The organism is Citrobacter sp. Cf087 (genome assembly GCF_030334285.1).
GTDB classification, from domain to species: domain Bacteria; phylum Pseudomonadota; class Gammaproteobacteria; order Enterobacterales; family Enterobacteriaceae; genus Citrobacter; species Citrobacter freundii.
The window spans coordinates 201,247-214,571 of the sequence record NZ_JAOWED010000032.1; the positions used below are offsets into that span (position 1 = coordinate 201,247).

11 protein-coding genes, 1 tRNA gene and 1 other RNA gene are annotated in these 13,325 nt (G+C 53.9%); 7 read left to right on the forward strand and 6 right to left on the reverse strand.

Annotation, left to right across the window (positions count from 1 at the left end):
- Positions 1 to 61: 61 nt before the first annotated feature.
- From OGV57_RS22530 to OGV57_RS22550, 5 genes are all read right to left on the reverse strand, one after another.
- Positions 62 to 195: non-coding RNA, RtT sRNA (locus OGV57_RS22530), on the reverse strand.
- Positions 196 to 226: 31 nt separating this feature from the next.
- Positions 227 to 303 (reverse strand) — tRNA-Pro (locus tag OGV57_RS22535).
- 91 nt (positions 304 to 394) lie between these two features.
- Positions 395 to 2,089 (reverse strand): kdo(2)-lipid A phosphoethanolamine 7''-transferase, encoded by a 1,695-nt coding sequence (gene eptB, locus OGV57_RS22540; RefSeq protein WP_046670991.1) that lies wholly within the window; start codon positions 2,087 to 2,089, stop codon positions 395 to 397.
- 213 nt (positions 2,090 to 2,302) lie between these two features.
- Positions 2,303 to 3,505 carry an L-lactate MFS transporter gene (locus OGV57_RS22545; protein WP_003024301.1) on the reverse strand — a complete coding sequence of 401 codons (1,203 nt, stop codon included), beginning with the start codon at positions 3,503 to 3,505 and terminating at the stop codon, positions 2,303 to 2,305.
- A 251-nt stretch (positions 3,506 to 3,756) separates the two neighbouring features.
- Positions 3,757 to 4,458: an autotransporter outer membrane beta-barrel domain-containing protein gene (locus tag OGV57_RS22550; protein ID WP_003846109.1), complete on the reverse strand. Its 702-nt coding sequence runs from the start codon at positions 4,456 to 4,458 to the stop codon at positions 3,757 to 3,759.
- A 157-nt stretch (positions 4,459 to 4,615) separates the two neighbouring features.
- On the opposite strand from OGV57_RS22550, the gene tag reads away from it, so the two are divergent.
- The gene (tag, locus tag OGV57_RS22555; RefSeq protein ID WP_048232985.1) at positions 4,616 to 5,185 is read left to right on the forward strand and encodes a DNA-3-methyladenine glycosylase I; all 570 of its coding nucleotides are present in this window, start codon (positions 4,616 to 4,618) and stop codon (positions 5,183 to 5,185) included.
- On the forward strand, positions 5,175 to 5,615 hold the full coding sequence (locus OGV57_RS22560) for an N-acetyltransferase (protein ID WP_054528874.1): 441 nt from the start codon (positions 5,175 to 5,177) through the stop codon (positions 5,613 to 5,615). Before tag ends, OGV57_RS22560 begins: the two co-directional genes overlap by 11 nt.
- Here the strand turns inward: OGV57_RS22560 and OGV57_RS22565 are convergent.
- Positions 5,584 to 7,917, reverse strand: a complete 2,334-nt coding sequence (locus OGV57_RS22565; RefSeq protein WP_048232986.1) for a molybdopterin guanine dinucleotide-containing S/N-oxide reductase — start codon at positions 7,915 to 7,917, stop codon at positions 5,584 to 5,586. The two genes, OGV57_RS22560 and OGV57_RS22565, sit on opposite strands and share 32 nt — an antisense overlap.
- Before the next feature lie 159 nt (positions 7,918 to 8,076).
- On the opposite strand from OGV57_RS22565, the gene OGV57_RS22570 reads away from it, so the two are divergent.
- The 5 genes from OGV57_RS22570 to OGV57_RS22590 all read left to right on the forward strand — a co-directional run bounded on the left by OGV57_RS22570 (position 8,077) and on the right by OGV57_RS22590 (position 13,069).
- Complete coding sequence (locus tag OGV57_RS22570) at positions 8,077 to 8,739, forward strand: OmpA family lipoprotein (protein ID WP_003837719.1); 663 nt, start codon at positions 8,077 to 8,079, stop codon at positions 8,737 to 8,739.
- A 141-nt stretch (positions 8,740 to 8,880) separates the two neighbouring features.
- The gene (locus OGV57_RS22575; protein WP_003837718.1) at positions 8,881 to 9,897 is read left to right on the forward strand and encodes a LacI family DNA-binding transcriptional regulator; all 1,017 of its coding nucleotides are present in this window, start codon (positions 8,881 to 8,883) and stop codon (positions 9,895 to 9,897) included.
- A gap of 99 nt (positions 9,898 to 9,996) precedes the next feature.
- A complete protein-coding gene (locus OGV57_RS22580) occupies positions 9,997 to 10,746 on the forward strand; it encodes a sugar phosphate isomerase/epimerase family protein (protein ID WP_003024284.1) in 750 nt (249 codons plus the stop codon).
- 3 nt (positions 10,747 to 10,749) lie between these two features.
- Entirely contained in the window at positions 10,750 to 11,688 is a 939-nt protein-coding gene (locus OGV57_RS22585) for a sugar kinase (RefSeq protein WP_054528875.1), read from the forward strand.
- A gap of 70 nt (positions 11,689 to 11,758) precedes the next feature.
- Complete coding sequence (locus tag OGV57_RS22590; RefSeq protein ID WP_044700397.1) at positions 11,759 to 13,069, forward strand: MFS transporter; 1,311 nt, start codon at positions 11,759 to 11,761, stop codon at positions 13,067 to 13,069.
- Positions 13,070 to 13,325: the final 256 nt, after the last annotated feature.

Sequence of the window (13,325 nt, forward strand, 5' to 3'; positions counted from 1 at the left end):
GGTTCTCATCCTCCTGGGCTATAAAGCAAAAAACCCTGCTCGTTGAGCAGGGTTTTAAATTTGGTCGGTGATAGAGGATTACTCGCCACTGCGTGGCTCGCCCTGCGGGCCGTTGCTGACGCAACGTTCTCTCGCTACGCTCGAGTCGAACCTCTTACCCCCGGAGGTTCTCATCCTCCTGGGCTATAAAGCAAAAAACCCTGCTCGTTGAGCAGGGTTTTAAATTTGGTCGGTGATAGAGGATTCGAACCTCCGACCCCTTCGTCCCGAACGAAGTGCGCTACCAGGCTGCGCCAATCACCGAATGCGGGGCGCATCTTACTGCTCAGCCGCGCGCCCGTCAATCCCTTAGTATCAAAATGCCATTTGATCGGCGAGAAAGTCAGCAGCTCTGTTACTGGGCTGTAACCTTCTTCGCGTCCGGGATACGACACCAGTTGTTATTCTCGTTAATCCCCCCATTTGGCGAGGTATAACCAAGGCAACCCAGAACGGTATCGTACAGTTCCACATGACGACGCGGCACCTTCATCTCAGCTTCTTGCTTCAGGTGCGCAAATGCCTTCGCATGGTCAGGGTCTTCCAGATATTTGTCTGACATCCACACCATCATAGGAACGCGGAACTGCTCAGGCGGCGCCATTTTACGCGGCGTACCGTGCAGGTGCTCACGTTCGTTAATTGACTCACCGTGATCGGCGGCGTAAAACACGATCGCTTTCTTATCGCGCAATTGATCAAACACCTGGGTAATAAAGTGATCAACGTAGGTTACCGAATTATCAAATGAATTAATCATCTCAGCTTTCGAGCAGCCACTATCAACATTGACACACTCCGGCTTCCACTGTGCATATTCGCGGGTGTAGCGCTGGGTGTAGTTAAAATGCGAGCCCTTGGTGTGCAGAATAATCAGACGCTTTTCGCCATCATCAGTCTTCTGTAAAGATTGCTGCATCTCATTAATCAGCAGCATATCGTCAACGTTTTTGCCACGGTTACGCGGCTCTGCGCCAATCTGTTCACGATAGGCAATGTTTTCCGCCATGGTATTGCTGTAGAACCACATCTCGCTTTGCATCGCGTACAGATCGGTTTTAAATCCTAACTGGCCGAGCACAGAAAAGACGTTTTGTTCTTTCAGCGTACGCTGTGGGTTTTCCTCTGCCCCACCTTCACGAACGAACATGCAGCGTAGCGAAAGCTTGGTCGCGGTATCACAGGAATATCCACGGAAAGCCGCCAGGTTTTTCTCCTGAGCCAGCCTTGGCGTGGTGTTTCGCTCATAGCCAAAAATCCCCATATGATCCCAGCGCGTGGTTTCACCGATAATAAACACGACATAGGTGTCGTCGAGATTGTTGGGGGCAACGTAGGTGAACTTCTTCGCCGGGTTCATCAGCGATTTGTTGTCTGAAGATTCATCCACCTGCGCCCAGGCGTACAAACCCAGCGCAGAGAGCCAGTTTGACGGCAAATAGGAGTTCGCAACGACTCCGCCGTAGCTGGGTAAATCGATCCCTGTTTCACGCTCAACGCTTTTTTGTTGCATGCTGAGCAGACGAATGGGCGCCCACACCATCAGGCCAGCCAATAAAACCGCCGCTACGCTACGCCATCTCATGCCAGGCGTACGAATCTGTTTCATCAGGGTATAACGACAGCGGTTACTCCAAATCAACACCAATGGGATAATACTGACTGAAACCAGCCAAACGATAAAATGCCAGCCGACGACTTCTTTTGATAAATCAATATCGGTGGTCATGACCGAGGCAATAATACCGTAGCCAATGACCACGTTCAGGAAGGTCATGTAATAGCTGGCGCCGGCAGAACAGAGCACCACAAACGTTGCCAGTACACGCCAGGCGCGTCGGCCAAATAAAGAGAGAACACGGAGTAAAAAGAAGGTCACCAGCACAGTGCCAGCTAATTCAACAACCGCAGAGAGTCCTTTCCAGACGGTAAACTCGTGCGCATATCCGCTAAAGCGACGGAAAAACACAGCGCAATTCATAAAAAGACCGATATAGATCGCCAGCAAGAAACTCAGCTTCTGCTGCGTCATCGATTTGATATATCTCATGCAAACAAACCCTGGAGGAAGGGATAAAAACACCCTGCGCAAAAGCCTGTCAGGCCATACAGGGGAAAAGTGCGACAAGTGCAGATAATAAGAAAATTCTACAGCGCAGGTAAGTAGACCACAGGAGGGAAGAAAAGTGCTTATAGAGAATGCAAACGGCGCATATATTTTTGTAAATATATGCGCCGGGCATTAATCAGACCACTAATAGATTCAGGCGTGTGCCTCGGTATAGACGCTACGCTGCGGCTGACGAATAGTGGTAGAAAGCGCCAGCGAGATAATTAACAGCGCAAAGATAACGCAGAAGGTCACATAGAATCCGCCGAACAGCGAGGCGATAATGGAACCACAAATGCTGCCGATACCGAAACCTAAGTAAATGACACCGTAGTTTTTAGCCAGGTTGTTCAAACCGAAGAACTCACTCACCAGTGACGGGAACACGGTGATGGTGCCGCCAAAGTTAAATGCCACACAGGCAATCGCCGTAAAGAAGGTCACATCATTCAACGGCGCGAACAGCAGTGCGGCCATACCCACCAGCGAAACGACCTGACCAATGGTGATAACGCGAATACGAGAGATTTTGTCGGACAGAATCCCCAGAACCAGACGACCGGACAGGTTAGCGATAGAAATCACGGTCACCGCGTTTGCCGCCGTTGCCACATCCATATGTGCCAGACTTTGTGCGATATCTTTCGCCACGCCAATTACGTACAGCCCGCTCATACATGCCGTCAGGAACATGACCGCCAGCATCCAGTACTGCGGTTTACGCATGGACTGCGCCAGGGTGTAGTCATTCTCAACCACGCCATTTTTCGTTTTCACTTCCTGATTCGGCGCGTCTTTCATCAGCGTGGAGCCAAAGACGATCATTACCAGCACAATCGCGCCCCAGATCATGAAGGTTTTTTCCAGACCCACGGTGCTCAACAGTTGGCTATCGATGAATTTAAAACCGAGGCTGCCAAGACCGTAAGAACCGATAGCGAAGGCGGAAATCAGCCCTTTACGCTCCGGGAACCATTTTACACAGTTGGAAAGTGTTAACAGGTAGCCTGCGCCATCCGCCAGACCAACCAACACACCAGCGCTCAGCCACAGCATAATCAGGCTGTCAGAGTGGGCGGTTAAGAAGAAGCCCACACCGAGTAAAATACCGGAGGCCATGGTGACGCGTTTCACGCCAAAACGTTCCTGCAGTTTCCCGGCGACGGAAGAAGAAATTGCCAGCCCGAGGCTCAGCAGGCCAAAGGAAAAGGCAACCTGACTCACCGGCGCATCAAGCTTAGAAGAAAGCGCACCGTTAAACAGGCTCCAGGTATAAACAGAACCTAAAGCAAATTGGGTAATGATGGTGCCGATCAGTGTCAGCCAGCGGGTACGCTGATAATCAGAAGTTTTCATGGCAGTCTTCCTGCATAAACAAAAGGGGAAATTCTCTGCCAACAACCATACCGAAGCGTTTTTATGAGCAGGGGAAAACGGCATGAAATGCCGCCAGGACGGAATGAAATGCCTGGAATGCGGAATGAATGACGAGACAAAAAGTCGGGTTACTGAATTTTATCGCATGAGTTAGTACACGCTATCGCTGGAGTGCGTGTGATTGTTGATCTCAACATGTAATCAAGATGTTTATGTGATGATTGTTTACGTTAAAATTTGGCGCTCACTCCCATGGTGTACATATAGTCGCTGTTGTTGGTGCTATTTTCCGCCTGCGACAGCGCCGCGTAAGCCGCCATGTGCGGGTTCAACAGCATATCCGCACCGACGGTAACATCTACCCAGTTACCGTCCTGACCCGCCGCCGTCATGCGACTGAGACCCGACTGCGCCTTCCAGATATTTTCGCCAAACTGCTGGTTATAGCTGATTTGCGCCCACGGTCGCACATCACCGAACTGCGAATTGACTCGCCAGCCCAACGAGCTCACGCTGGCATGCCACAGCGGATCGTTCTGCGTTACCGACGTCGCGCTATCGCCAAATTCGTTGTAAGTAGATGTGGTGGAACCGTCATAATGCAGCGCGGCAACCGGACCGGTTGTCACCTGTCTTGAAAGCGGGAAGTTCCAGCCCATACTCATGCCGCTGGTGGCATCCATAGGTGTCTCATCCGCCAGATTCACCACGGGCCCCGCCACGTTCTGAGTGGAACGAATACGTTCTTCCAGAATGTCGTTATAACGTGGTTGGTGATCGCTGTCCCATGTATAACGTTCAGCCGTATGCCCTGACAGCGCATCAACGATATATTCTTGTTGCCAGCCATATGCTGTATTGATGGACAGCGCACAAACTATGACGCTCGCCAGAGTTAACCTTTGGCGACCACTACTGTTTCTTATAAGCATCAACGCGACTCCAGAAAAGAGCCGAATTCGGCGATATTATTGTCATTGTGTGAAGTATTTGGGCCAGCAGGCCTTGTATTAAATATTGTCTTTTTAGCTGGCGCGTCAAGGCGGGCCGAATGAAATTTTTACGCCAGTAAAAACAGCGAGGAAGAATATGCAGCGTTGCGGATGGGTCAGTCAGGATCCACTTTACATTGCCTACCACGACAAGGAATGGGGCGTCCCCGAAACCGATGGCAAAAAGCTGTTCGAAATGATCTGCCTCGAAGGCCAGCAGGCCGGGTTATCGTGGATTACCGTACTCAAGAAACGGGAAAATTATCGCCACGCTTTCCACCATTTTGACCCGGAAAAAGTGGCGGCCATGACCGAAGAGGATGTGGAAAGGCTGGTACTGGATGCCGGCATAATTCGCCATCGCGGAAAAATTCAGGCCATTATCGGCAACGCTCGTGCCTTTCTGACGATGGCACAAAACGGAGAGTCGTTTAGCGAGTTCGTCTGGTCATTTGTTGATAACCAACCACAAGTGACCTGCGCCGCCAACCTGAGCGATATTCCCACCTCCACGCCTGCGTCAGACGCGCTGTCTAAAGCGTTAAAAAAACGCGGTTTTAAGTTTGTCGGCACCACCATTTGTTACTCCTTTATGCAGGCATGCGGCCTGGTCAACGATCATGTCACCAGCTGCATCTGTTATCCGGGAGAACAACATGATTCGTGAATCAAAGGCTGAAGATCTACCAGCGATTCTGACGCTGTGGATGGAAAGCACAATCCATGCCCATCCGTTTATCGAAGAGCGCTACTGGCGCGAAAATGAATCAGTGGTGCGGGATGTTTATCTGCCAGCCGCGCAAACCTGGGTATGGGAAGAAGAAGGCGAGCTCAAAGGTTTTGTCAGCGTCATTGATGACCGCTTCCTCGGCGCGCTGTTTGTCGCGCCTGCCGCCATCAGAAGCGGGATCGGCAAAGCGCTTGTGCAGCATGTGCAGCAGCGCTTTTCGTTACTCAGCCTGGAGGTCTACCAGAAGAATCAATCCGCGGTGAACTTCTACCATGCGCTGGGTTTTCGCATTGAAGACGGCGCATGGCAGGAAGAGACTCACCATCCCACGTGGATTATGGGCTGGCAGGCGGATCAAACGCCGTAAGCGTCAACGTGGGTCCGTTGTATTTTTCAAGCCACGCCAGCGCGGTGTTGCCCGCGCAGCCATTCCCCAGCTTCGAGCTGGGGAGATCTTTGGTCAGCACGTTGACGGCGCCATTTTTACAAATACCGTTCGCTGCGAGATCCAAATCAGGCCAGGCGCCTTCATGAATACAGATAACGCCGGGTTTAATACCCGCCGTCACCACCGCGCCCGCCAGTACTTGGCCACGCTGGTTCCACACCCGGACCGTATCGCCATCCGCAATGCCGCGCGCGTGGGCATCCTGCGGATGAATCGTTACCGGCTCACGATCCGCTACCGCGTACTGCTCACGTAGCGCACTGTAGTTAAGCTGACTATGCAAACGGTGCGCCGGATGGGCGGAAAGCAGCTGTAGCTGGTCCGGTTCGGCGTTACCGAACCACTCATCCGGCTCCAGCCACATCGGGTGCCCCGCACAGTCCGCGTAGCCGTAACCAGCAATCCTCGCGGAGTAGATTTCAATTTTTCCGCTGTCCGTTTTCAGCGGATGAGCCTGCGGGTCGCGGCGAAAATCCGCAAAACGGATAAACTGCGCGCTGGCGGCATTTTCCGGCATTTCGATCAGGGCGTTGCGCTGCCAAAACTCGGCGAAAGGCGGCAATGTCACCTGCTGACTGGCCCCACGTTGCCCGGCAATATTGTAAAACGTCTCCAGCCATTCCAGCTCGCTTTTGCCTTCGGTGAATCGCTCGTAACCGCCCTCTTCCCAGCGTTCACTCAGCTCGGCAAAAACATCATAATCATTTCGCGCTTCGTCCTGCGGCGGCACAACCTGCTTCATCGGCACCAGGTGCTGGTTGCTGTAGTCGCCGGTCATGGTCAAATCATTGCGCTCAAAGGAGGTGGTCGCTGGCAGTACGATATCGGCATGCTTCGCTGCGGCGGTCCAGAAACACTCCGAGATAACCACCAGCTCCGGTTTTTGCCAGGCGCGAATTAAACGGTTAGTGTCCTGATGATGGGTGAAGTTAGCGCCACCAGCCCACCACAACATGCGGATGTCCGGGAAATGGCGGTCCATGCCGTTGTGCTGGTAAAAACCACCGGGATTTTCCAGCGCTTCAACAATTCGCGCTACCGGGATTTTATCTACCGCGTCGGTACCGCCTTTAACGCTGCCCTGCATTGAAGCCAGCACCGCAGCCCGGCGCGTTGGGTTGCCTCCGTTGGCAAAATGGTACGACAGCCCAAAACCGCCGCCTGGCGTCCCGATTTGCCCGAGCATGGCGGCCAGGGTGACGATCATCCAGTGTTTCTGCTCACCATACTGTTGGCGCTGCATCCCCCATCCGGCCATCAGCATGGTGGTATTTTGGTGAAATATCGCCGCAAGTTCGCGTATTTTTGTTGCGGGTATACCGCAAATCTCCGCAGCCCACTCTGCCGTTTTCACAACATCATCAGATTTACCCAACAGATAGTTTGCAAAACGGTCATAGCCGGTGGTACACCGGGCGAGAAAATCCTCGTCATGCCAGCCGTTTTCCACCAGCGTATGCGCGATGCCCAGCATCAGCGCCACGTCGGTCCCCATATGCGGGGCAATCCATTCCATCTTTTCGCCAAAGAATTCGACGCTTTCCGATCGCATCGGATCGATACAGATCAACCGTTTACCGCTGTCGCGCAAAGCCTCAAAGTAAGCAAGCCCCTGCTCATCGGACGCGTTCCAGGCAATCTTCAGTGTATTCAGCGGATTAGCGCTCCATAACACCACCACCTCGCTGTTCTCAAGCACCACAGGCCAGCTGGTTTGCTGCTGGTAAACTTCGTTACCGCCCACCACGTACGGCATGATCGCCTGTGCAGCCCCTGTCGAATAATCCCCCAGATGCCCGGTATAACCGCCTGCCAGCGCCATATAACGCTGTAGCAGAGTTGCCGCTTTGTGTAACACGCCATTAGATCGCCAGCCGTAGGAACCGGCAAAAATCGAGGCCGGGCCGTAGCTGTCACGGATGCGTTTATGCTGCGTATGGATAAGATTCAGCGCGTCGTCCCAACTGACGCGAACAAATTCATCCTGCCCACGCACGCCCTGGGGATTCTCTGGCGAGGCGAGAAAGCCTTTACGCACCATTGGAAAACGTACCCGCGTTTTACTGTGAACCTGGTCGCGCACCACGGTTTGCAAAGAGTTGGGATGGGAAGTGGGCAGCGCGCCACGCGAGGAGAAAACCGTCTCACCATCGGTGTCGACGAGAATTGGTCCCCAGTGGGCGGCGGTTAACACCGAGTAATGTGCGGTTGAATTAGCCAAGATGGCGCTCCTGAATGCGATGTGACGGCTTATTTATTATGCCGTTCAATGTTACTTACAAATTTCAGAGTCTTCCCTGGAATTTTCTTCATGTTCACACGTCATAATCAACCGCCACGGTCGCTGTGGCAAAGAAGAAAAAGTCATTAAGGAATTAAGATGAAGAAACGTGTTTTTGTTATTGCTGCCATCGTGAGCGGCGCCCTGGCGGTTTCTGGCTGCACAACAAACCCTTACACCGGCGAACGCGAAGCGGGTAAATCCGGCATTGGCGCGGGTATTGGCTCTCTGGTCGGCGCGGGCATTGGCGCACTCTCTTCTTCGAAGAAAGATCGCGGTAAAGGTGCACTGATTGGCGCAGCGGCGGGTGCGGCCGTTGGCGGCGGTGTCGGTTATTACATGGACGTGCAGGAAGCCAAACTGCGCGACAAAATGCAGGGAACGGGCGTCAGCGTGACGCGTAGTGGCGATAACATCATTCTGAATATGCCGAATAACGTCACCTTCGACAGCAGTAGCGCCAACCTGAAACCTGCTGGTGCCAACACCCTGACCGGCGTGGCAATGGTACTGAAAGAGTACAATAAAACCGCCGTCAACGTGCTGGGCTTCACCGACAGCACCGGCAGCCAGGATCTGAATATGCGTCTGTCTCAGCAACGCGCGGACTCCGTGGCCAGCGCCTTAATCACGCAAGGGGTTGCCGCTAATCGTATCCGCACTCAGGGCATGGGTCCGTCAAATCCGATCGCCAGCAACAGCACGGCGGAAGGTAAAGCGCAGAACCGTCGCGTAGAGATTACGTTGAGTCCTATGCAGTAATCGTTGAGCCGGGTGGCGGCTTCGCCTTACCCGGCCTACGTTCGACAAGTAGGCCCGGTAAGCGCAGCGCCACCGGGCAAATTACTTGCTTCGTCAGATTTTCCCGCTAAGGTATTCACACGAAATTCAGGGAAATCAGCGATGAGCAAATCAACACGGGCAACCATCAGCGATGTGGCGAAAGCCGCAAAAACCGGCAAGACCAGCATTTCACGCTATCTCAACGGTGAAAAGCACCTGCTTTCCGACGCGCTACTGGCCCGCATTGAACAAGCCATTGCCGATCTCGACTACCGTCCCAGCCTGATGGCAAGAGGACTGAAACACGGTCGTACCCGCCTGATTGGCCTGATCATCGCCGATATTACCAATCCCTACTCCGTCAACGTGTTAAGCGGCATTGAAGCCGCCTGCCGCGATAAAGGCTTTACCCCGCTGGTGTGTAACACCAACAACGAAGTGGATCAGGAACTGCATTATCTTGACCTGCTGCGCAGCTACCAGGTCGAAGGGATTGTGGTCAACGCCGTCGGGATGCGCGAAGAGGGGCTGAACCGCCTGCAGCAGTCTGCGCTGCCGATGGTGCTGATTGACCGTAAAATTCCCGATTTCGCCTGTGATATGGTCGGGCTGGATAACACCCAGGCGGCAACGGTTGCCACGGAACATCTGGTCGAACAAGGTTTTGAAGCCATCCTGTTCCTCAGCGAACCGCTCGGCATGGTGAATACCCGCCGCGAACGCCTGAGCGCTTTTCGCGCCACCCTCGCACAGTACCCCGGCGTTATCGCACAAAATGCCGAAGTCCCGCTCACGGACAATACGCAGTTGGACGAAACCCTGCGCCAGTTCCACCAGCAGCACCGGGGAATGCGCAAAGCCGTTATCTCAGCCAATGGCGCTCTCACACTACAGGTTGCCCGCGCCCTGAAACGCATTGGCCTTAACTGGGGCAGCGATATCGGCCTGCTCGGTTTTGACGAACTGGAATGGGCCGAACTGGCGGGCGTTGGTATTACCACGTTGAAACAACCTACCTGGCAGATTGGCTACACCGCCGTTGAGCAGGTTGTACGCCGGATCGATGGCGGCTCTGCTGCCATTCAGGAACAGGTCTTCTCCGGCGAACTGATCGTTCGCGGCTCTACCGCCCGTTAAATTTCCTTCGTGATGGTGATCATAAATTCAACATCATAAGCTTTTCTTTGGAACCGGTTCCATCTAGCGTTATAGCAAGAACGCTAGTCTGGAGTTTCCATGAAAAGAAAAATTATGGTGGTCACCGCCGCTTACGGCCACGACCAGGTACGGGCCGCTGGCGGGCAAACGGCAATGCTGCCCATTATCGCTGAAGCCGGTGCTGACGGCGTCGAAATCCGCCGCGAATTGCTGACCGACGCCGAGCTGCACACGCTGTCTACGGTGGCATCTGCTATCGAAATCTTCGGCCTGCTGGCCTGTTACTCAGCGCCTGAGCCGTTGTTCCTTGAGGACGGTAGCCTCAATCCCCGACTTCCTGCGCTACTTGAAGAAGCACAGGCCCTGCAGGCGCTATGGCTAAAAGTCTCCCTCGGCCATTTCTCCCATACAGAACAGTTCAACGTGTTACGTGAATGGCTGGACAACAGCGGAATGGAACTGGTTGTCGAAAACGATCAGACCGCCTGCGGACGCCTGAAGCCGATGCAGCGCTTTAACGAAGCCTGCCAGACGCAAAATCTGCCAATATCTCTGACCTTCGATATGGGCAACTGGCTGTGGGTGGGCGACTCCCCGGAACAGGCGGCGCAGAAACTGGCGTCAACCGTTGGGTATATCCATGTCAAAGCCGCCGTTGCACATCGCGACAGCTACCGTGCCGTACCGCCTGATGCAGCCGATCCGCGCTGGCTGACGCTGTTGAAAACGCTGCCGGGCGATGTTCCACGCGGCATTGAGTTTCCCCTGGAAGGGCAGGATTTGGCGGCGGTTACCCGCCGTTACGTCGAGTTGTTACGCGAGGAGTAACGCATGAGAAATTCACTGGATGTGGTCACTATTGGTGAAGCGATGGCGATGTTTGTCGCCACGCAAACCGGCGAACTGGCGGATGTGGAGCAGTTTATCAAGCGCGTTGCTGGCGCTGAACTCAATGTGGCGACCGGTCTTGCCCGGCTGGGCCTGAAGGTCGGTTGGGTAAGCCGTGTAGGCAACGACAGTTTTGGCCGTTTTATCGTTAAGTCGCTGGAAAAAGAAGGGATTGATGCGCAGGGAGTCACCCAGGACGAGCGTTACGCTACCGGCTTTCAGCTTAAATCTAAGGTCGAAAATGGAACCGATCCCATTGTGGAATACTTCCGCAAAGGTTCCGCTGCCAGCCACCTCAGCATTGAGGATTATCACGAAGCCTACTTCGCCAGCGCGCGCCACCTGCACCTGAGCGGCGTAGCGGCGGCACTTTCTGCCAGCTCTTATGAACTGTTAGCCCATACCGCCCGCACACTGAAAGCACAAGGGAAGACCATCTCGTTCGACCCGAATTTACGCCCTGTGCTGTGGAAAAGCGAAGCCGAGATGGTGGAAAAACTGAACCGTTTGGCATTCCAGGCCGACTGGGTTTTGCCTGGATTAAAAGAGGGCATGATTTTAACCGGTCAGCAGACGCCTGAAGCCATCGCCGACTTTTATCTGCGCCACGGGGTGAAGGCCGTGATCATCAAAACAGGGGCCGATGGCGCCTGGTATAAAGCCGCCAACGGCGAGCAGGGCTGCGTCGCACCGGTAAAAGTCGACAACGTGGTCGACACCGTCGGCGCAGGCGATGGCTTTGCGGTCGGCGTTATCAGCGCCCTGCTGGAAGGTCGCTCGCTGCATCAGGCGGTGACCCGCGGCAATAAAATTGGCGCTCTGGCCATTCAGGTTCAGGGCGACAGCGAAGGATTACCCACACGTGAACAATTAGGGGAATAAATTCCCGGTCAACTCTGTCTCTGTACCCTACATTCAGAGGCGGCGTAACAGCATAATCAGAGGGCAGTCTATGAATAGCTCAACAAATGCAGCAAAACGCTGGTGGTACATCATGCCAATCGTGTTTATCACGTACAGCCTGGCGTATCTCGACCGCGCGAACTTCAGCTTCGCCTCCGCCGCCGGTATCAACGAGGATCTCGGCATTACTAAAGGGATCTCTTCCCTGCTGGGCGCGCTGTTTTTCCTCGGTTATTTCTTCTTCCAGATCCCAGGCGCGATTTACGCCGAGCGTCGCAGCGTAAGAAAACTGATTTTTGTCTGTCTGATCCTCTGGGGTGGATGCGCATCACTGACCGGCATGGTCAGTAACATTCCCATGCTTGCCGCCATTCGCTTTATTCTCGGTGTCGTTGAAGCTGCCGTGATGCCCGCAATGCTGATTTATATCAGCAACTGGTTTACCAAATCCGAACGTTCACGCGCCAACACCTTCCTGATCCTTGGCAACCCGGTCACCGTGCTGTGGATGTCCGTGGTTTCCGGGTATCTGATCCAGGCGCTGGGCTGGCGGGAAATGTTCATCATCGAGGGCTTCCCGGCCATCATCTGGGCGTTCTGCTGGTGGGTGCTGGTAAAAGACAAACCGTCTCAGGTCGGTTGGCTGTCAGAATCTGAAAAAGCCGCCCTTCAGGCACAACTGGAAAAAGAGCAGCAAGGAATCAAAGCCGTACGGAACTATAGCGAGGCTTTCCGCTCACGTAACGTCATCCTGCTGTGTATGCAGTATTTCACCTGGAGTATTGGCGTCTATGGTTTTGTCCTGTGGCTGCCGTCGATTATCCGCAACGGCGGTGCAAATCTGGGGATGGTTGAGGTTGGCTGGCTGTCATCCGTACCTTATCTGGCGGCGACTGCGGCGATGATCCTCGTTTCCTGGGCCTCCGATAAACTGCAAAATCGTAAGCTGTTTGTCTGGCCACTGTTACTGATAGCTGCTTTCGCTTTTATCGGCTCCTGGGCCGTGGGCGCAGACCACTTCTGGATTTCTTACACGCTGTTGGTTATTGCGGGTGCGGCAATGTATGCCCCTTATGGTCCTTTCTTTGCCATCATTCCTGAAATGCTGCCGCGTAACGTTGCCGGGGGTGCAATGGCGCTGATTAACAGTATGGGCGCGCTAGGCTCATTCTTTGGTTCATGGTTTGTCGGCTACCTCAATGGCGCTACCGGCAGCCCGTCCGCCTCGTACATTTTTATGGGGGTAGCGCTTTTTGTCTCAGTATGGCTAACTCTCATTGTGAGGCCGAGTCCTGCCATTGAACACACCGTCGACACTGTGGCAGAACCGCGTAATCAAGGCGGAGGGCGCTGGGCATAGTGAACTATGCCCAAGCCAGACAACGAAGAGTTCGTGGTTCTGACGCGTGTCCCGAAGGGCTGGGGCTATTTTTGCCCATTGCGGCGTTACTCCCAGCTCGTTTGGTTCACCAAACTTCTCTGCTCGTGCCTTGCACTGGGCAAAAATAACCGCCAGCGACGTGCGTGTGCAACGGCAGGACTCGGCCTGAGCCTGCTAATAATCATCAGCTACCTATTGGCGCACGCCACGCTTAAATTTTAACTTACGGAGATTC